The sequence below is a fragment of the Amycolatopsis sp. lyj-90 genome (assembly GCF_046549035.1).
Classification (GTDB): Bacteria; Actinomycetota; Actinomycetes; order Mycobacteriales; family Pseudonocardiaceae; genus Amycolatopsis.
In genome coordinates, this window is record NZ_JAJPWP010000003.1 from 829,022 (window position 1) to 846,123 (window position 17,102).

Here is a 17,102-nt window from a genome sequence, read left to right on the forward strand (position 1 = left end):
AGGAGGCGCGGTCCGGTAGCGGGACCGGTGACGGCACCGCGCTCGAACACGACACCTTTGCCTGGGGAATTCAAGTCGGCAAACACGTCGAAATTCGCGAAGTTCCCTGTCTCGCAACGGAAAACCAGGACGGAAAGGCCTCCGTATCGTACGGGCGATCACCCAGGTCGCGAGTTTTTGTCGGTGCCCCGGTGCACGGTGTCGATCATCGGATTCGACGACTGGAGGAGTGCCGATGTGCTGGCATTGCGACAACCCCGGGAAGACCCGCGACGACTACCTCACCGAGGAGGTCCGCCCGCTGATCCGGAAGTACGGCTGGATGGTGCAGACCGTCGAGCGGGGAGCCGCTCAACCCGGCTTCGCGTATACGGTCGGGCTCACCGACGCCGGGCTGCCGGAGCTCGTCGTCACCGGCTTGCGGGAGCGAAGATCGGGGCAGCTGCTGAACTATTTCGCCCAGCAGGTGGTCCGGTCGGGTCCGCCGGATTCCGGCGAGGTGCTGCCCGCGGCGGTGGGATGGCCCGCGCTCGAGGTCGTTCCGCTGAGCTCGCCGTCGGCGCACCTGCTCACCGCCGTCCTCTTGTACGGCGCCGATTTCCGTGCCCTGCAACTGGTCTACGAGGACGAGCACGGCAATTGGCCATGGGACAGGGAGTTTCGCGGCGGGACGGGCGGGCAGCCGGTGCTGGGGGCGCGTGGCCGTGGCTGAATCCCTAAGGCACCGCGGGAGCTTCGCCCTCTCGCAGGCTGGTCCCCGGGGCCAGCCGTTGCACCGCGTCCTCCATGTGGGCTTCCAACAGGGACAGCGCTGTCTCTTCGTCGCCCGCGCGCAGGGCCTCGATGATCCGCGTGTGCTCGGTGACCCGCTCTTCGACTCGCTGATAGGTCCCCTGCAGTGCGGTGAGGCACATCCGGGTCTCGATCAGCAAGGTCCGCGCCATGCGCACGAGCCGCTTGCTGCCGGAAGCGGCGATCAGCGCCTCGTGGAAACGGAGGTCCGCCCAGGAGAGCGCGGTCGGATCGTCGTCGTCGGCGGCGACGGCCATGGCGCCCACGGCCTGTTCGAGTTCGGTGGCGACCTTCTCCCGGTCACCGCGCAGGGCTCGCAGCATCGCGGCGCGCTCGATGGCCGAGCGCGCCGAGTAGATGTCGTAGACGTCGCCGGGTTCGAGGTCGATCACGAACAGGCCGCGGTGGCGCTCGCTGCGCAGGAGCCCCTCGGAGACGAGATGCTGCATCGCCTCTCGCAGCGGCCCCCGCGAGACTTGGAACCGGGAGGCCAGATCGGTTTCGCCGAGCTGGGTGCCGGGAGGGAGGGCGCCGGTCATGATCGCGTCCCGCAGCTGGCGCGCGATGATCCCGGCGGTCGATTCCCGGCTGACCGGCTCGATATCCGGCAAGGACATGGTTCAGTTGCCTCTCTTGCCGAACAGCGCGCCCAGTGTGCGGACGAGCGGGGACTTCCCGGTGAGCCGCAGGCCCTCCCAGACGGTGACCTGGTTGGCGGTCAGCACCGGCTTGCGGAGCCTGATCTCGAGTGTGTTGATCTCGCCGAGCGTCCGCATGGCGGTGTCGGGGACCAGCAGTGCGTCAGCGGCCGGATGGTCGCGGCTCACCGCGAGTTCGACGACGGCTTCCGGGCTGAGTTCCCCGACCTCGGCGGCGGTGTCGATGTCGGCGCTGCCCATCGAGACCACTTCGATCCCGCCGGCGTCGAGGAACTCGACGAACAGCCGGGCGACGTCGTCCGGATAGCTGGCGGCGACAGCGACCCGCCGGACGCCGAGGGCCCGGGCGGCGTGGACGAAGGCGAAGGAGGTGCTCGACGCCGGGACGCCGGCGACGGCGGCCAGCCGGTCGGCCTGGTCACGGGCGCCTTCCCAGCCGTAGACGAAGCTGCCGCTGGTGCACGCCCACACCACCGCGTCCGGTTCGTGTTTGGCCAGCAGCGCGGCACCGTCGGCGAGCCGGCTCTCGCTGCCGAGGTCCAGCAGCTCGGGTACGGCGTGCAGATCGGTCCCGTAGATGTGCTCGACCGGCAGTTTGATCCCGGCCATGTCCCCGCCGAGGAGCTGTTCCGCGAGCGGGTAGTCGTCCTCGGCCGCGTGATCGGGGTAGATGAATCCGATCGTGGTCGTCTCGGACGGCGGCTCAGGTGGGGTGAGCGGCGAGATGGACACGGGACCTCCGGAGGCAGATTGTCGACAATCGTAGGGGAAGAGGTCAATCGACCTCGCGGAGCCACTTGCCGGGGCCGACGATCGGCAGGTTCATCCGCCGGAGGCAGGCCCACATCGTGAGCTGGTTCGCGGTGAGGACGGGTTTGCCGAGCGCGCTTTCGAGCGGCTCGATCAGATCGTAGGTGGGGAGGTTGGTGCAGCTGACGAAGATGGCGTCCGCGTCGGCGTGGTCGGCGGCGAGGATGCGCTCGGCGATGGTCCGGTAGCTGACCTTCCAGATGCCGCCGCCCAGGCCGAGGTGGTCGCTCGAGACGGTGCGCACGTGGAGTTCGGCCAGGAAGTCGTGCAGCTTCCCGGTCAGGTCGCCGTCGTAGGGCGTCAGCACCGAGACCCGGTGGAGGTCGAGCTGGTGCAGGACCTCGGCCAGTGCCCCGGAGGTGGTGACGGCGTCCGGCGCGCCCGCGTCGCAGATGGCCTTGGTCAAGGAGCGTTCGTAGTCCACACCGTTGACGAAACTTCCGGAGGTGCACAGATAGGCGACGACTTCGGGCTCCACGTGGAGCACGTCTCTCGTGGCGGCGGCGAGATGCCTGCTGTCGCTGACGAGCTGGGCCATCTCCATGCTGACGGGCACGGGTTCGTACGGCGTCCGCGCCAGATGGAGGGAGACCTCCATGGGCACCCAGCGCCACAGCTCGCGTTCCAGGGCGAGGTCGAAGGGAGCGATCACGCCGATGCCGCGCTGCGCCAACGGGCCTTCGAACTCCAACAAGTCGAAATCCAAGTTTCAGCCTCCGGAGAACTTCTGCTGCCACAGGTCCGGTGCTCCGGGGGTCGTTCCTCGGATTGTTGACAATCATACGAGCCACTTTTACGGTGTCAACGTGAAACCCTCGGAGACCCCTGTGCTGGCGGTGCTCTGCGGAGACGCACGCCCACCGGACATGCGCGCTATCGAAGCCGAAGCGGTGGTTCGTTACACCGACGAGGCAGGGCTGGCCGATGCGTTGTCCGGAGCCGACGCGCTCTTCGTCTACGACTTCCTTTCGACCGCCGTCCCCGGTGCCTGGCACGCGGCCGACGGACTGCGCTGGCTGCACATCGCCAGCGCGGGAGTCGACCCGGTGCTCTTCCCCGGGCTGCAGGCGAGCGACGTCGTGCTCACCAACTCGCGCGGGGTGTTCGACGGGGCGATAGCCGAGTACGTCCTCGGGGTCGTCCTCGCGTTCGCCAAGGACTTCGTCCGGTCGTGGGACCTGCAGCGGCGGAAGCAGTGGAAGCATCGTGAGAGTGAGCGGATCTCCGGACGCCGGGTCCTGGTGGTCGGCACCGGGCCGATCGGCCGGTCGATCGCGCGGTCGCTGCGGGCGGCCGGGATGTCGGTGGCCGGCGTCGGCCGTCGCCCCCGGGAAGACGATCCCGATTTCGGCGACGTGTACTCCTCCTCGGACCTGGCCCGTCATCTCCCCGAGGCGGACTACGTCGTCGCGGTCGCCCCGCTGACCGAGCAGACGAAGGGCATGTTCGACGCCGAGGCCTTCGCCGCGATGAAGCCCGGCGCGCGGTTCGTCAACGTCGGCCGCGGGGAGCTGGTCGTCACCTCCGACCTGGTCGGCGCGCTGCGGGACGGCCCGCTCGGCGGTGCGGCTCTCGACGTCTTCGACACCGAGCCGCTGCCCGCCGAAAGTCCTTTGTGGAGTATGGAGAACGTGCTGATCTCGCCGCATATGTCGGGCGACTTCGTCGGCTGGCGCACTACTCTGGTAGAGGTGTTCGCGGACAACTTCCGTCGCTGGCGGGCGGGGGAGCCACTGCGCAATGTCGTGGACAAGCAGCTCGGATACGTGCCGTCGGAGACGCTTCGTCAAGGGTTAGGGGCCGGATGAACGACACCAAGTTGACCGCGAGCGAGCTCGTCGCCGCTTATGCCACCGGAGAGCTTTCACCGGTCGAAGCCACCCAGAACGCGTTGCGCATCATCGAAGAACGCGACGGCGAGACCAACGCCTACTGCCTCGTCGACGCCGATGGCGCGCTCGAACAGGCGAAAGCCTCCGAGATCCGCTGGCGGGACGGTAACCCGATCGGCTGGCTCGACGGTGTCCCGGCCTCGATCAAGGACATGTTCCTGACGCAGGGCTGGCCGACGTTGCGCGGTTCGCGGTGCATCGACCCGGACCAGCCGTGGGACGTCGACAGCCCGGTCACCGCGCGACTGCGTGAGAACGGCTTGGTGCTGCTGGGAAAGACCACGACGCCGGAACTCGCTTGGAAGGGCGTCACCGACAACACGCTGACCGGGATCACCCGCAACCCGCACGATCCGTCGACGACGGCGGGCGGATCCAGCGGCGGGAGTGCCGCGGCCGTCGCGGCCGGAATGGGCGAACTTTCCGTCGGTACCGACGGCGGTGGCTCGATCCGGATTCCGGCTTCGTTCTGCGGAATCGTCGGCCTCAAGCCGACACACGGCCGGATCCCGCTGTTCCCGGCGAGCCCGTTCGGCCCGCTGTCGCACGCGGGCCCGATGGCGCGTTCGGTCGACGACACCGCGCTGCTCCTCGATGTCCTCGCCTTGCCCGACCACCGCGACCCGGCCGCGCTCGCCCCGCCCGTCTCGACCTTCCGTGAAGCGGTGCGCCGGGACGTGCGCGGGCTGAACGCCGCCTATTCGCCGACGCTCGGCTATGTCGACGTCGATCCGGAGATCGCGGAGATCGTCAAGTCGGCGGTTCAGTCGCTGAGCGACGCGGGCTTGCACATCGAGGAGACAGACCCCGGCTTCAGCGACCCCAAGCCCGCCTTCGACATCCTGTGGTCGACGGGCGCGGCCAAGTGGCTGGACACCTTCCCCGCCGGTTCGGACGCGATGGTCGATCCCGGGCTGCGGAAGGTGTGGGAACTCGGCAAGACCTTCTCGGCGAGCGACTACCTCGGCGCCAACGCCGAGCGGGCCGCGCTGGGCATCCTGATGGGCGAGTTCCACACGCGGCACGACGTGCTCATCACGCCGACCCTCCCGATCGCCGCCTTCGAGGCCGGGCACGAGGTTCCTCCGGGCAGCGGGCTGAGCGGCTGGCCGGACTGGACGCCGTTCACCTACCCGTTCAACATGACCCAGCAGCCCGCCATCAGCGTGCCGGCCGGTCGCACCTCGCGCGGCCTCCCGGTCGGCCTGCAGATCATCGGCCCGCGGCACTCCGACGACCTGGTGCTCGCGGTCGCGAAACTCCTCGAAGAGGTCCGTCCCTGGCCGTGACCAGCGGAAAGAGAGCAAGGGACCTTTGCTATCGCCGGTGAGGGTCAGGGTTGCGCGGCGTGGGTCTTACGCACCAGGCCGCGCACCTGGCCACTGCACAGCGCGAGGCAGGTGGCGGCCACGACCAGCGCGGCGCAGGCGATCAGGGTCGTGCTGACCCCGAAGTGCTGCGCCGCAGGTCCCGCGGCCATCTGGCCGAGCGGCAAGGCGATGAAGGAACCGAGCATGTCGTAGGAGTAGACGCGCGCGAGTTTGTCCTCGGGCACGTTCTCCTGCAGCGAGACGTCCCAGGCCACCACGAACTGCTCGATCGCCATGCCGGAGACGAACATGGCCGCCAGCAACAGCGGCAACCACGGTGCCTGGCCGAGAAGGATCAACGGCGGCGCTTCGAAAAGGATCACCGCGACACCGACGAACAGCGCGCGCCGCGGTTGCCATCGGGCCACGAGGATCCCGCCGACGAGCGAGCCGATCGTCTGCGCCGCGATGGCGAATCCCCAGCCGGAGCGCCCGAAGGTGCCGTCGGCGACGAGGGGGCCGAGCACCGCGATCCCGCCGGCGATGACGGCGTTCACCACCATGAACTGCACGACCACGACCCACACCCAGGTCCGTGACCGGAACTCGCGCCAGCCTTCGGCGAGTTCCGCCAGCGGACGGCTGCCGGGGATCCGTTCCCGGCGGTTGAGGCGGATCCGCCGATAGGACAGGGCGGAGCCCAGGAACAGCAGCGCGTTCCCGCCGAGCGCCCAGCCGGGGCCGACCGCGGTGACCAGGACACCGCCGAGTCCGGCGCCGGCGATCCGGCCGGAGTTCGAAAGCAGCCTGCCCAGCGCGTTGGCCGGCGCCAGCAGGGTGGCGGGCACGGTCAACGGGGTGAGCGACGCCGAGGCGGGCGCGGAGATCGCGGCCACCGCGCCGTTGACCAAGCTCAGCCCGACCAGCAGCGGGATCGAAGCGAATCCACAAAGGATACTCGCGGCGATCGTCGCCTGGGTCAGCGTGGCGGCGAGTTCGGTGCCCTGCAGGATCACCGATCGCGGCAACCGGTCGGCCAGCACCCCGCCGAACAGCAGCAACACGACACTGGCCACCGACCGCGCGCCCACGACGATGCCGATGTCGACGGCCGAACCGGTCAGGTCGATCACCGCGAACGCCAGTGCGAGCGGGGCGACGGCGTTGCCGAACTCCCCGAACGTGCGGCCGCCGATCAGCCAGCGGAAGTTGTGATGGCGCAGGGGCTCGCGCAGCGAAGTCACGATCGCGTCATTTCGAACAGCGAAACCGTCGCGCTGACCGGGATCGTGCCCTGGGTACGAGGCGGTCGCGCGGCCGAGTGGAGGAGTTTGCTCAGCTCGTGAGCGTGTTCGACCGCCTTTTCCCAGGTCTCGCGGTCGACCCAGATCTCCGCGTCGGTCGTCGAACCCCGTTGACCGGCGGCGCGGAATTCGCCGCGCCGCTTGAGTTCTTCGGCCATCGCCGCGATGAGGATCTGGTCCTCCTGCGGATTCGTCGACGCGAACCGACCGCCGGACTCCGGATCGTGCCGGTAGCGTTTCGCCAGCCCGCCCCGGATCCGGACCTCCTCGGCGACGTCGAGCAGGCCGGCCTCGTGCAGCCGCCGCAGGTGATAGCTGATATTCGCTTGTGTCTCACCGAGTTCGCGCGCGGCTTCGGCCGCACTCATCGCGACACCGGTCAAAAGCGACAGAATGCGCAGCCGCACGGGATGGGCCAGCACGCGCAGCCCGTCGAGGCTGGGGGACTCGGACATGAGGGTGAGTATCGACTGCCGGGACGCCAACCGTCAAACAGTTATTTGGGGGTTTCGTTGGCCGGGAGATCCGGTGCGATGGTCCGATGTCTGTGCTCTGCTGGAGGTATGCGTACGACGACATTGGGCAGGAGCGGCCTCGAGGTTTCGAGGATCGCCTTCGGCACCTGGCAGCTCGGCGGGGACTGGGGATCGTTCGACGAGGACGCGGCGATCGCCGCGATCCACCACGCCCGCGAACTCGGTGTCGATTTCTTCGACACCGCTCAGGCCTACGGTTTCGGGAAGTCCGAGGCCATGCTCGGGAACGCGTTGCGCGAGGAACTCAAGCGCGACCGCGACAGCCTCGTCATCGCCACGAAAGGCGGCATCAAGCCGCGTTCCGACCGTCCGCGCGACTCCCGGCGCGAGTGGCTGACACAGGGGATCGAGGACAGTCTCCGCTTCCTCGATGTCGACCACATCGATCTCTACCAGATCCACTGGCCCGATTCCGACGCTCCGGCGGAGGAGACCGCGGGGATCCTGCAGGAGTTCGTCGACGCCGGGAAGATCCGGCACATCGGTGTCTCGAACTACGACGCCGCCGGTCTGGCCGACTTCGACAAGACCCGCCCGATCGAAACCCTCCAGTCGCCGTACCACCTGTTCCGCCGCGACATCGAGACCGATCCTCTGCCGTACGCGCGGGAGAACGACATCGGCGTGCTCGTGTACAGCCCGCTGGGCAGCGGCCTGCTGACCGGGGCCTTCACGCCGGAGACGACGTTCGAGAAGACCGACTGGCGCTCGCGCTCGTCGGCGTTCACCGGGGAGACCTTCCGTCGCAACCTCGCCATCGTCGACAAGCTCGAGGAATTCGCCGCGGACAAGGGGATCTCTGTCAGTCAGCTCGCGATCGCGTGGACGCTCGCCCAGCCGGGCGTGCACGTCGCGATCGTCGGCGCGCGCAAGGCGGCCAACATCGAAGCCAGTCTCGCCGCGGCCGACATCGACCTGACCGCGGACGAGCTCGTGGAGATCGATCGCCTCACCGCCGACGCAGTTCCCGTTTCGGGCGCCAGTCCCGAGGGCGTCGCTTAGAGCTTGAACTCAGTGCCGTCCAAGGGAAGCGAGGCGCCGCCGTCCAGGACGGCGGCGTGCTCCGGCGAGGACGGGTCGACGACGGGGTTCGTGTTGTTCAGATGGGTGTACGCCCACCGGGGACCGGGCCGGAGCTTCGCGAGACTGCCGGTGATCGGCAGATGCCCCATCGCCAGCTGGGCGCCGTCGCCGATCTCGGCCGCCGTGGCGCCCGACATCTCGTCCGGCGCGTAGAAGGTCCCGTCCAGGAGAACCAGGCTCGCGCCCTCGGTGAAGGCGTCGAACCCGTCCGGCCAGCTCTTCAGGCAAGGCGCGTACACGAACACCCCGCCGGTCTGGACGTCTTCGATCCGGTACGCCACCACCCACGGACCGTCCTCAGTGGATGAACGCGCGTACTTCGGCTTCTTGTCACTGACGGGAAGCGCGCTCACGCGGAGTCCGTCGATGGCGATCTCCGAGTTCGGCAGCCAGTCCCAGCCGCCGTAGCCGTCGATGATCGACCGCGCGGGGAACTGCTCCGACAGCGCGCCGAGCACCGCCTCCGGCGCCCACACCGGCAGCCCGCCGGCCTCCCGCAGCAGGAGCAGACCGAGCGAATGATCGAGCTCGGCATCGGTGAGCAGCACGCCGCGCAGCGGGATCTCCCTCGGCCCGGGACCGGCACGAAGCGGTGGCGTGGTGAGGATCTGCGCGCGGATGTCCGGAGACGCGTTGAGCAGGTACCAGCCTTCGCCGTCCGCGCTCACCGCGACACAGTCCTGGGTCCGGGGCGGTGCGTCCGAAGTGCACAGTGCGCAGGCGCAGTTCCATTGCGGGAAGCCGCCTCCCGCCGCGGTGCCGAGCAGGATCACCCTCATCGCGGCGCCCTCATCACGAGCTCGTCCGTTTTCGGGGGCGTGGCGAGGATGAGATCGACGACGTCGCGACGCGGCGAACGCGAGCACACCGGGTCCGTCGCGGCCGCGTCGCCGGTGAGCTGGAACGCTTGACACCGGCAGCCGCCGAAGTCGATCGAGCGCCTGTCGCAGGTGCCGCAGGTGTCCGGCATCCAGTCCTCGCCGCGATAGGCGTTGAAGGAACCGGATTCGTACCAGATCCACGCCAGCGGCTTGTCTCGCACGTTGTCGAACGTCAGGGTCTCGATCGCGGTCGACGCGGGGCACGGCAGCACGTTCCCGTCGGGCGCCACGGTCAGCTGCCGCGCGCCCCAGCCGTACATGCACGGCTTCGGGTACTGCTCGTAGTAGTCGGCGACGACGTAGATGATCTCCATGCTGCCGCGCAGCCGTTCGGTGGCCGCGCGCACGATCGGCTCGGCCTCGTCGAGTTGCCGCCTGGTCGGCATCAGGGCGTCGCGGTTCCGCAGGGCCCAGCCGTAGTACTGCGTGTTGGCCAGTTCGAGCCGGTCCGCGCCCATCTGCTCGGCCAGGTCGATGATCCCGGCGAGCTGGTCGTGGTTCTGCCGGTGCAGGACGACGTTCACCGAAAGCGGCAGACCGGCCTTCTTGATCAGCCCGGCGACGACCAGTTTCCGGTCGTGGGCCCGGGCACCCGCGAGCCGGTCCGCGCGTTCGGCGGTCGCGCCTTGGACGGACAACTGGATGTGCGCGATACCGCGTTCGACGAGATCGTCCAATCTGGGCTCGGTCAGCCCGAGTCCGGACGTCACCAGGTTGACGTAGCAGCCGAGTTTCGTGGCGTGCTCGACCAGGATGGGCAGATCCGGCCTGGCGAGCGGTTCGCCGCCGGACATGTGCACCTGGAGCACGCCGAGCTCCCGTGCCTGTGAGAGCACGGAAATCCATTCCTCTGTGGACAGTTCGCCGTCGCGGGCGATCATCTCGACCGGATTCGAGCAGTACGGGCAGTGCAGCGGGCAGCGATGGGTCAGCTCGGCCAGCATGCCCAAGGGCGGAGCCGCGGTGGAGGTGTTCAGGTCCATTCGACGATCCGCCGATCTCCCAGCCGGGTCAGGACGTCCAGGATCTCTTGCTCGCGCACACCGGTATAGCGCTCGCGCAGCGCGGCCGCGATCGCGGCGACGTCCGCCGCGCCGTCGCAGAGTCCGAGCACGGCGGCGGCGGTCGGATTCGGGACGAGCACGCCTTCGGGGAACAGGAGGACGTGAGTTTCCCTTGTCCGGTCATAACTCAGCCGGACGCCGCGCCGCAGCCGCGGCACGGAACCGGTGGTGATGGTGGTCATCGCTACTCCTTGGCCGCGGCGCGCTCGATGGCGTCGAGGATGGACCAGAGCACGTCGGTCTTGAACGACAGCGCGGCGATCGCCTTCTCCTGCTGTTCGCGCGTGACGGCGTGTCGCACGACGATGTCGAGTGTTCCTTTGCCCTCGCCCGAGACCTTGTCGATGCGATTGGTGAAGTAGGCGAGGTCCTCCCGCGCGATCCACGAATAGTTCGCCAGCATGTCGGCGACGCGTCGCTGCATGAGGTGCCCCGCGAACATTTCGGTCAGCCCCGAAGCGACCGCTTCCAGCCAAGGTTTCGTTCGGGCGAAATTCACGTAGGCGTCGACGGCGAACCGGACGCCGGGGGCGACGTGCCGCTGATCGAGAACCTCTTCGCGGTCGAGTCCGACCGCGGTGCACAAACGGAGCCATCGCTCGGTTCCGCCGTCCCCGGCTTTCGTCCCGTCGTGGTAGACGATGCGGTCGAGCCATTCACGGCGGATCTCGGGCAAGGGGCAATTACTGATGATCGCCGCGTCCTTCTGCGGGAGCACGCATTGGTAGTACCAGCGGTTCGCGGCCCAGATCTTCAGTTCTTGCTCGGACAGTTCGCCGCCGTGCATCCGGTGGTGGAACGGATGCGTGCCCCAGTAGCGGTGGGAAAGCCCGCGCAAGGCCGCGATGAATTCCGCCGACGACATCGGCGCGGCGGAAAGAGGAAGAGACACGGTGCTGCCTCCAACGGCTCGCTGATCGGGACGGCGGCACGGTGGTGGGGGACGGCCCCCACCACCGGGTGGGAAATCAGTCCTCCATGCGGGCCGCGTAAGCGGTGACCTCCATGGGAGTTTCGTACTCGACGAAGTCGGGTGTGGTCCATACCTCGATGGCTTCGATCATTCTCTCACTCCTCGGATCGCTGACCTTGATCCCCGGAACGTCCACATGGGAACGAACCGGGCCGAGCCCCGCCACCCTAGAAGCGGGCCGCCGATTCTGACCAGACGTAAGGACCAAGTTCCGGAGCCGTTTTGTAAAGTTTCCTACCTATGGCCGATCGTGCCGCCCCGATCGTCACGCTCGGCGCACACAACGGTTAACAGGTGGCGCTTTCGATACCCCGTCCAGTGGTGTCCGTTTCGTCCCATGGTGTGTTTGTATCCAACTCGACGGGTGAACCCCGGCCACCCGCCGACCGCCGCCATCCGAGCTCCAGGGGTGTAGCTGAAGGAGGCGTCCCATGTCCTTACGTCGTACTCTCGCCGCCACGTTCGCGGCCGCGACGGCCGTGTCGATCGCGGCAGTCCCGGCGGCCGCCGCCGAAGTGCCGTCCATCCAGGCGATCAGGCAGCTCGCCGGTGGTCTCAACCAGGCCTGGTCGATCGACTTCCTGCCCGACGGCACGGGTCTTTTCACGCAGAAGGACGCCAAGACGATCAGCAGGATCGACAAGGCGGGCAAGGTCACCACGGTCCAGACCATCCCCGGGGTGAGCGTCACCGCGGAGGCGGGCCTGCTCGGCATCGCGGTCTCGCCGAAGTACGCCACGGACGAGACGGTCTTCATCTACTACACGACCAGTTCCGACAACCGCATCGCCAAGCTGAAGCTGGGCCAGACGCCGACACCGATCGTCACCGGTATCCCGCGTGGCTCGCAGTATCACCACGGCGGGCGGATCAGGTTCGGCCCCGACGGCTACCTCTACGCGGGCACCGGCGACGGCCAGAACGGCGCCAACGCGCAGAACAAGAACTCCCTCGGCGGCAAGGTCCTTCGCGTCACCACCGACGGCGCCGCCGCACCCGGTAACCCGTTCAACAGCCGCGTCTACTCCTACGGCCACCGCAACGTCCAGGGCCTGACCTGGGCGAACGGGCAGCTGTACATCTCCGACATCGGCAACAGCAAGCTCGACGAGCTGAACAAGATCGACCCTGGCAAGAACTACGGCTGGCCGACCTGCGAGGGCCCGTGCAACACGGCGGGGATGACCAACCCGGTCAAGGCATGGCCGACGGCTTCGGCGACGCCGAGCGGGCTGGCGGCCTACAAGGGCTCGCTGTACATGGCCTCCCTGAAGGGCGGCACGTACAAGCTCGACCTGAACGGCAACGGCGGCAAGCTCTGGACCAACCTCGGCCGCACCCGTGACGCCACCGCCGGCCCCGACGGCCAGCTCTACACGATCACTCCGGGCGCCATCTACGTCTCCGACGGCAGCTAGCGCCGGCGCGTTTAGTCCTCTGGTTGCGGTGGACAACCGCAACCAGAGGACTGAACGCGGGAGTCAGCTGCGCCCGACGGACGCCGCGTGCTCTAGTTCGGCGAGCGCGGTGTCCAGGTGGGTCAGGATGCGCTGCAGATGCGGGACGCTGCGACGGCAACCGGTGATGCCGAAGTCCAGGTTGTCCCCGTTGCTGGTCAGCGTGATGTTCAGCGCCTGCCCGTCGAGCAGCACCGACGCCGGGTAGATGCCGTCGAGCGACGCGCCGTTCCAGTACATCTGCTTGCGCGGCCCCGGCACATTGGAGATCACCAGGTTGAACGGCGGTTTCGTGTTGTTCACGATGCCGGGGATCGGGGACACGCCGAGCTGGGCGACGTTGATCCCGGACAGCAGGAGCGTCTGCAGCGGGGTCAGCTCCGAGAACAGCTTCTTCCCGTTGCGCATGGACGCGTTGATCGCCGTGAGCCGCGCGGCGGGGTCGGCCAGATGGGTGGCGAGGTTGCACAGCAGCGCGCCGATGTTGTTCCCCGCCGCGTCCCCGCTGTCCTTGCGCCGCAAGGAAACCGGGACCATCGCGGTCAGCGGGGCGTCGGGCAGCGCGTTCTGTTCCATCAGGTAGTCCCGCAGCGCGCCCGAGCACATCGCGAGGACGACGTCGTTGCGTGACACCCCGGCGGCGGTCGCGACCTTGCGCACGCGGTCCAGCGACCACGACTGCGCGGCGAATCGCCGTGCCCCGCCGATCGGGACGTTCAGCATCGTCTTCGGCGCCTGCGCAGGCAGCGTGAGCGTGTGCTCCTGGAACGCCTCCCGCGCCACCTTCATCGCGGCGGGCGCGATGCCGGCGAGCTGGTTGAACGTCTTCCCCATGGTCTGGAGCACCGAGGGGGACGCCTTGCCGTTGCGACCGTCGTCCGGTTTGGCCCGGCGGCCCCACGGCGGCGGGCAGTCGAGGTCGTTCGGGTCGTCCGACAGCGTGCCCTGCAGATGCCTCAGCGCCGAAACGCCGTCCATCAGCGCGTGGTGGATCTTGCTGTAGATCGCGAACCGGCCGTCCTGCAGGCCCTCGACCAGGTGGATCTCCCACAGCGGCCGGTGCCGGTCGAGCAGGGTGCTGTGCCAGCGCCCGGTCAGTTCCAGCAGCTCTCGGATCCGGCCGGGCTGGGGCAGCGCCGAATGCCGGAAGTGGTAATCGAGTTCGAGGTCGACGTCGGTCGCCCAGGCGATGTGCCCGGCGGTGTTGACCGGCCGGGCGGGACGCCGCCGGAACACTGAGCGCATGTTGTCGGAATCGAGCAGTTTCCGGCGGATGTCACGCAGATAGTCGGGCCCGGCGTCCTCGGGTTTCTTGAACAGCTGAAGTCCGCCGACGTGCATCGGATGTTCGCGCGTTTCCACGAGAAGGAACATCGAGTCGGTCACGGGCATGAACGGCATCGTCGGGACCACCTTCCGCGCGGCGGCGTGCGAGCACGCCGGGTGCCAGAGTCTACGCACACCGAAACCACCCTCTCACGCTTTAGGGTGGCTCACATGACGATCCCGACCGATCCGAAGACGGGTGAGTTCCGTCGGTCCGCCAACCATTTCGACGCGCGAGTCACCGCGGACGGCCGCGACGGCTGGCCGGTGGAGGCGGGGAGGTACCGGCTGGTGGTCAGCCGGGCCTGTCCCTGGGCGAGCCGGGGACTGGTCGTCCGGCGGCTGCTCGGCCTCGAGTCCGCGCTGAGCGTCGCCGTCGCCGACCCGATCCAGGACGACAAGAGCTGGCGGTTCACCCTCGATCCCGATGACCGGGACCCGGTGCTGGGCATCAAGTACCTGGCCGAGGCCTATCACGCGGCCGATCCGCACTACATGGGCGGGATCAGCGTTCCGGCCATTGTGGACATTCCGAGCAAGCGGCTGGTGACCAACGACTATCCGCGGATCACGCTCGATCTTTCCACCGAATGGACCAGTCTCCACCGGCCCGGCGCGCCCGACCTCTATCCCGAGCGGCTGCGCGACGAGATCGACGACGTCAACGCGGGGGTCTTCGCCGACGTCAACGCCGCTGTCTACCAGGCCGGTTTCGCGACCAGGCAGCGTGCGTACGAGGACGCGTACACCCGGCTCTTCGCCATGCTGGACGCGCTTTCCGAGCGGCTGGAAAACCAGCGTTACCTCGTCGGCGACACGATCACCGAAGCGGACATCCGGTTGTTCACCACGCTCGTCCGCTTCGACCCGGTCTATCACGGGCATTTCAAGTGCAACCGGGACAAACTGACCGAACTGCCGGTGCTGTGGGCCTATGCCCGCGACCTCTTCCAAACGCCGGGCTTCGGTGACACCGTCGATTTCGACCACATCAAGCGGCACTACTACGGGGTGCACGAGCAGGTGAACCCGACGCGGATCGTCCCGATGGGACCGGACCTGTCCGGCTGGACGACCCCGCATCACCGGGAGCAGCTGGGCGGGCGCCCGTTCGGCGACGGCACGCCGCCGGGACCGCCGCCCGAGGACGAACGGATCGAGGCCACGGATGGAGTCACTTCCTGAACGTACCGACGTCGTCGTGATCGGCGGCGGCATCATCGGGGTCAGCTGCGCGTACCGGCTCGCCGCGGCCGGGGTCTCGGTGCTGCTCCTCGAACGCGACAGCCTGGGCGCGGGCTCGACGGGGAAGGCGGCGGGCGGGATCCGGTCGTCGTTCACCACGCACGTCAACATCGAGATCGGCCTGCGCGGGCTGGCCGAGTACGCCTCGTTCGCCGAGACGTACGGCGCCGAGATCGACTTCCGCCGCGACGGCTACCTGTACCTGGTCACCGATCCCGCGGATCTGCCCGAGTTCGAACGCTGCGCCGAACTGCAGAACTCCTACGGCGTCCGAAGCCGTCTCGTCGAGCCGGCCGAAGCGCGACGGTTCTCCCCGATGATCGACACCGAAGGCGTGATCGCGGCGCTGTGGTCGCCGGACGACGCCAAGGCCACGCCGGACTCCGCGGTCCAGGGCTACGCGCGGGCGGCCCGCGGGCACGGCGCGGTGCTGAAGACCGGTGTCGAGGTCGTCGGGATCGAACGCGACGGGGACGAGATCACCGGTGTCCGGACCGGCGACGGTCTCGTCCGGACGGACGCGGTGGTCTGCGCGGCGGGCGCGTGGTCGGGGCGGATCGGCGAGTTCGCCGGTGTCGAGCTCCCGGTGCGGCCGTTCCGGCGGCAGGTGGTGTTCACCGGCCCGGTCGCGGGCCTGCCGGAATCCGTGCCGCTCACCATCGAGATGCCGTCGGCCTTCTACTTCCACCGCGAGGGTCTCGGGCTGGCGATGTCCTTCTGCGACGGTGACGGCGACCCCGGTTTCGACACCCGGTATCAGCCGGGCGACTGGTTGCCGAAGCTCGCCGAGATCGCCGCGAGGCGGGTGCCCGCCGTGCTCGAAGCGGGGATCCGCAGCGGCTGGGCCGGGCTGTACGAGGTCACCCCCGACCGCAACCAGATCGTGGGGGAAAGCGTCCAGGTGTCGCGGTTCTTCTACGCGACCGGATTTTCGGGACACGGGTTCCAGATGGGCCCGGCCGTGGGGGAGCTCGTGCGGGACCTCTACCTGGGGCGGGTCCCGGCCATCGACATCACCGGGCTCGACGTCCGCCGGTTCGCCGGCGACCGGGCCGCGACGAGGGAGCACAACATTGTCTGACGGGTTCATCGAGGTCACCAGCGAGGCGGAGCTGCGGGAGATCCTGCCGCCGCCGCTGGAGCGGACGGCGAACAAGGCGCGGCCCGCGCTCCACGAGATGGACCGGCGATGGCTGGCGGAGTCGCCGTTCGTGCTGATCGCGACGTCGGCGGCGGACGGCACCTGCGACGTCTCGCCGAAGGGCGACCCCGCCGGGTTCACGCTGGTACTGGACGACACGCGGATCGCGATCCCGGAGCGTCCCGGCAACCGTCGCGCGGACGGGTTCCGCAACGTGCTGTCGAACCCGCACGTCGGGCTGATCTACCTGATCCCCGGCCGCGGCGACACGCTGCGGATCAACGGCCGGGCGCGGCTGGTGCGGGAGGCGCCGTTCTTCGACGACATGATCGTGCGGGGCAACCGGCCGCGGCTCGCGCTGGTGGTCGACATCGACGAGATCTTCCACCACTGCCAGAAGGCGTTCATGCGGTCGAAGCTCTGGTCGCCCGAGAGCTGGACACCCGGCGCGATGCCGTCGAGGGCGGTCATCTCGAAGACCTTCGAGCGGCCGGAGGACAGCATCGCCGAGCTCGAGGCGTACTACGAGCCGAGCAAGTACTCGGCCGGTCTGTACTGACCTCGTGAGTGGTAAGGATGGTTCTAACCGTCCGTGCCACTCACGAGGCAGGAGATCACGGTTGCTGGAT

Annotated in this window: 19 protein-coding genes; 8 read left to right on the forward strand and 11 right to left on the reverse strand. The window is 68.4% G+C overall.

What is annotated here, in order from left to right; genetic code table 11:
• The first annotated feature begins 235 nt into the window (after positions 1–235).
• Positions 236–712 (forward strand): DUF4262 domain-containing protein, encoded by a 477-nt coding sequence (locus tag ACLJPX_RS15430; protein ID WP_410600654.1) that lies wholly within the window; start codon positions 236–238, stop codon positions 710–712.
• A gap of 4 nt (positions 713–716) precedes the next feature.
• On the opposite strand, the gene ACLJPX_RS15435 is transcribed toward ACLJPX_RS15430, so the two are convergent.
• Genes ACLJPX_RS15435 through ACLJPX_RS15445 form a run of 3 tightly spaced genes read right to left on the reverse strand, consistent with a single transcriptional unit; the run spans position 717 to position 2,967 of the window.
• Positions 717–1,409, reverse strand: a complete 693-nt coding sequence (locus tag ACLJPX_RS15435) for a GntR family transcriptional regulator (protein ID WP_101610340.1) — start codon at positions 1,407–1,409, stop codon at positions 717–719.
• 3 nt (positions 1,410–1,412) lie between these two features.
• Positions 1,413–2,183 (reverse strand): maleate cis-trans isomerase, encoded by a 771-nt coding sequence (locus tag ACLJPX_RS15440; protein WP_410600655.1) that lies wholly within the window; start codon positions 2,181–2,183, stop codon positions 1,413–1,415.
• A gap of 43 nt (positions 2,184–2,226) precedes the next feature.
• Complete coding sequence (locus ACLJPX_RS15445; RefSeq protein WP_101610338.1) at positions 2,227–2,967, reverse strand: Asp/Glu/hydantoin racemase; 741 nt, start codon at positions 2,965–2,967, stop codon at positions 2,227–2,229.
• A gap of 160 nt (positions 2,968–3,127) precedes the next feature.
• Between ACLJPX_RS15445 and ACLJPX_RS15450 the strand changes: the two genes are divergently transcribed.
• Complete coding sequence (locus ACLJPX_RS15450; RefSeq protein WP_410600759.1) at positions 3,128–4,069, forward strand: D-2-hydroxyacid dehydrogenase; 942 nt, start codon at positions 3,128–3,130, stop codon at positions 4,067–4,069.
• Entirely contained in the window at positions 4,066–5,442 is a 1,377-nt protein-coding gene (locus ACLJPX_RS15455; protein WP_410600656.1) for an amidase, read from the forward strand. Before ACLJPX_RS15450 ends, ACLJPX_RS15455 begins: the two co-directional genes overlap by 4 nt.
• 44 nt (positions 5,443–5,486) lie before the next feature.
• On the opposite strand, the gene ACLJPX_RS15460 is transcribed toward ACLJPX_RS15455, so the two are convergent.
• Entirely contained in the window at positions 5,487–6,707 is a 1,221-nt protein-coding gene (locus ACLJPX_RS15460; RefSeq protein ID WP_410600657.1) for an MFS transporter, read from the reverse strand.
• On the reverse strand, positions 6,704–7,222 hold the full coding sequence (locus ACLJPX_RS15465) for an ArsR/SmtB family transcription factor (RefSeq protein ID WP_410600658.1): 519 nt from the start codon (positions 7,220–7,222) through the stop codon (positions 6,704–6,706). The genes ACLJPX_RS15460 and ACLJPX_RS15465 overlap by 4 nt, the downstream gene beginning before the upstream one ends.
• Positions 7,223–7,330: 108 nt before the next feature.
• On the opposite strand from ACLJPX_RS15465, the gene ACLJPX_RS15470 reads away from it, so the two are divergent.
• Positions 7,331–8,305, forward strand: coding sequence for an aldo/keto reductase (locus tag ACLJPX_RS15470; RefSeq protein WP_410600659.1), 975 nt, complete (start codon positions 7,331–7,333; stop codon positions 8,303–8,305).
• On the opposite strand, the gene pqqB is transcribed toward ACLJPX_RS15470, so the two are convergent.
• The 5 genes from pqqB to pqqA all read right to left on the reverse strand — a co-directional run bounded on the left by pqqB (position 8,302) and on the right by pqqA (position 11,395).
• Positions 8,302–9,165 carry a pyrroloquinoline quinone biosynthesis protein PqqB gene (pqqB, locus tag ACLJPX_RS15475; protein WP_410600660.1) on the reverse strand — a complete coding sequence of 288 codons (864 nt, stop codon included), beginning with the start codon at positions 9,163–9,165 and terminating at the stop codon, positions 8,302–8,304. The genes ACLJPX_RS15470 and pqqB overlap by 4 nt on opposite strands.
• The gene (pqqE, locus tag ACLJPX_RS15480; RefSeq protein WP_410600661.1) at positions 9,162–10,250 is read right to left on the reverse strand and encodes a pyrroloquinoline quinone biosynthesis protein PqqE; all 1,089 of its coding nucleotides are present in this window, start codon (positions 10,248–10,250) and stop codon (positions 9,162–9,164) included. Before pqqE ends, pqqB begins: the two co-directional genes overlap by 4 nt.
• The gene (gene pqqD, locus ACLJPX_RS15485) at positions 10,241–10,513 is read right to left on the reverse strand and encodes a pyrroloquinoline quinone biosynthesis peptide chaperone PqqD (RefSeq protein WP_101610331.1); all 273 of its coding nucleotides are present in this window, start codon (positions 10,511–10,513) and stop codon (positions 10,241–10,243) included. Before pqqD ends, pqqE begins: the two co-directional genes overlap by 10 nt.
• Before the next feature lie 2 nt (positions 10,514–10,515).
• Entirely contained in the window at positions 10,516–11,196 is a 681-nt protein-coding gene (gene pqqC, locus ACLJPX_RS15490) for a pyrroloquinoline-quinone synthase PqqC (protein ID WP_410600760.1), read from the reverse strand.
• 103 nt (positions 11,197–11,299) lie between these two features.
• Positions 11,300–11,395: a pyrroloquinoline quinone precursor peptide PqqA gene (gene pqqA / locus ACLJPX_RS15495; RefSeq protein ID WP_101613483.1), complete on the reverse strand. Its 96-nt coding sequence runs from the start codon at positions 11,393–11,395 to the stop codon at positions 11,300–11,302.
• Between the two features lie 340 nt (positions 11,396–11,735).
• Between pqqA and ACLJPX_RS15500 the strand changes: the two genes are divergently transcribed.
• Positions 11,736–12,722, forward strand: coding sequence for a PQQ-dependent sugar dehydrogenase (locus ACLJPX_RS15500; protein ID WP_410600662.1), 987 nt, complete (start codon positions 11,736–11,738; stop codon positions 12,720–12,722).
• 63 nt (positions 12,723–12,785) lie between these two features.
• Here the strand turns inward: ACLJPX_RS15500 and ACLJPX_RS15505 are convergent, their stop codons facing one another.
• Positions 12,786–14,162, reverse strand: coding sequence for a WS/DGAT/MGAT family O-acyltransferase (locus ACLJPX_RS15505; RefSeq protein ID WP_410600761.1), 1,377 nt, complete (start codon positions 14,160–14,162; stop codon positions 12,786–12,788).
• Between the two features lie 96 nt (positions 14,163–14,258).
• On the opposite strand from ACLJPX_RS15505, the gene ACLJPX_RS15510 reads away from it, so the two are divergent.
• Genes ACLJPX_RS15510 through ACLJPX_RS15520 form a run of 3 tightly spaced genes read left to right on the forward strand, consistent with a single transcriptional unit; the run spans position 14,259 to position 17,032 of the window.
• Positions 14,259–15,272, forward strand: coding sequence for a glutathione S-transferase family protein (locus ACLJPX_RS15510; RefSeq protein ID WP_410600663.1), 1,014 nt, complete (start codon positions 14,259–14,261; stop codon positions 15,270–15,272).
• Positions 15,256–16,413, forward strand: a complete 1,158-nt coding sequence (locus tag ACLJPX_RS15515) for an NAD(P)/FAD-dependent oxidoreductase (RefSeq protein ID WP_101610326.1) — start codon at positions 15,256–15,258, stop codon at positions 16,411–16,413. The genes ACLJPX_RS15510 and ACLJPX_RS15515 overlap by 17 nt, the downstream gene beginning before the upstream one ends.
• On the forward strand, positions 16,406–17,032 hold the full coding sequence (locus ACLJPX_RS15520; RefSeq protein ID WP_101610325.1) for a pyridoxamine 5'-phosphate oxidase family protein: 627 nt from the start codon (positions 16,406–16,408) through the stop codon (positions 17,030–17,032). The genes ACLJPX_RS15515 and ACLJPX_RS15520 overlap by 8 nt, the downstream gene beginning before the upstream one ends.
• Positions 17,033–17,102 lie beyond the last annotated feature (70 nt).

Bases quoted from the DNA above. Each gene is read 5' to 3' on its own strand.
- pqqE (WP_410600661.1), bottom strand. From the start codon at position 10,250: ATGGACCTGAACACCTCCACCGCGGCTCCGCCCTTGGGCATGCTGGCC.
- pqqB (WP_410600660.1), bottom strand. From the start codon at position 9,165: ATGAGGGTGATCCTGCTCGGCACCGCGGCGGGAGGCGGCTTCCCGCAA.
- ACLJPX_RS15500 (WP_410600662.1), top strand. From the start codon at position 11,736: ATGTCCTTACGTCGTACTCTCGCCGCCACGTTCGCGGCCGCGACGGCC.
- ACLJPX_RS15515 (WP_101610326.1), top strand. From the start codon at position 15,256: ATGGAGTCACTTCCTGAACGTACCGACGTCGTCGTGATCGGCGGCGGC.
- ACLJPX_RS15510 (WP_410600663.1), top strand. From the start codon at position 14,259: ATGACGATCCCGACCGATCCGAAGACGGGTGAGTTCCGTCGGTCCGCC.
- ACLJPX_RS15505 (WP_410600761.1), bottom strand. From the start codon at position 14,162: ATGCCGTTCATGCCCGTGACCGACTCGATGTTCCTTCTCGTGGAAACG.
- ACLJPX_RS15430 (WP_410600654.1), top strand. From the start codon at position 236: ATGTGCTGGCATTGCGACAACCCCGGGAAGACCCGCGACGACTACCTC.
- ACLJPX_RS15450 (WP_410600759.1), top strand. From the start codon at position 3,128: ATGCGCGCTATCGAAGCCGAAGCGGTGGTTCGTTACACCGACGAGGCA.
- pqqC (WP_410600760.1), bottom strand. From the start codon at position 11,196: ATGTCGTCGGCGGAATTCATCGCGGCCTTGCGCGGGCTTTCCCACCGC.
- pqqD (WP_101610331.1), bottom strand. From the start codon at position 10,513: ATGACCACCATCACCACCGGTTCCGTGCCGCGGCTGCGGCGCGGCGTC.
- ACLJPX_RS15435 (WP_101610340.1), bottom strand. From the start codon at position 1,409: ATGTCCTTGCCGGATATCGAGCCGGTCAGCCGGGAATCGACCGCCGGG.
- ACLJPX_RS15465 (WP_410600658.1), bottom strand. From the start codon at position 7,222: ATGTCCGAGTCCCCCAGCCTCGACGGGCTGCGCGTGCTGGCCCATCCC.
- pqqA (WP_101613483.1), bottom strand. From the start codon at position 11,395: ATGATCGAAGCCATCGAGGTATGGACCACACCCGACTTCGTCGAGTAC.
- ACLJPX_RS15470 (WP_410600659.1), top strand. From the start codon at position 7,331: ATGCGTACGACGACATTGGGCAGGAGCGGCCTCGAGGTTTCGAGGATC.
- ACLJPX_RS15455 (WP_410600656.1), top strand. From the start codon at position 4,066: ATGAACGACACCAAGTTGACCGCGAGCGAGCTCGTCGCCGCTTATGCC.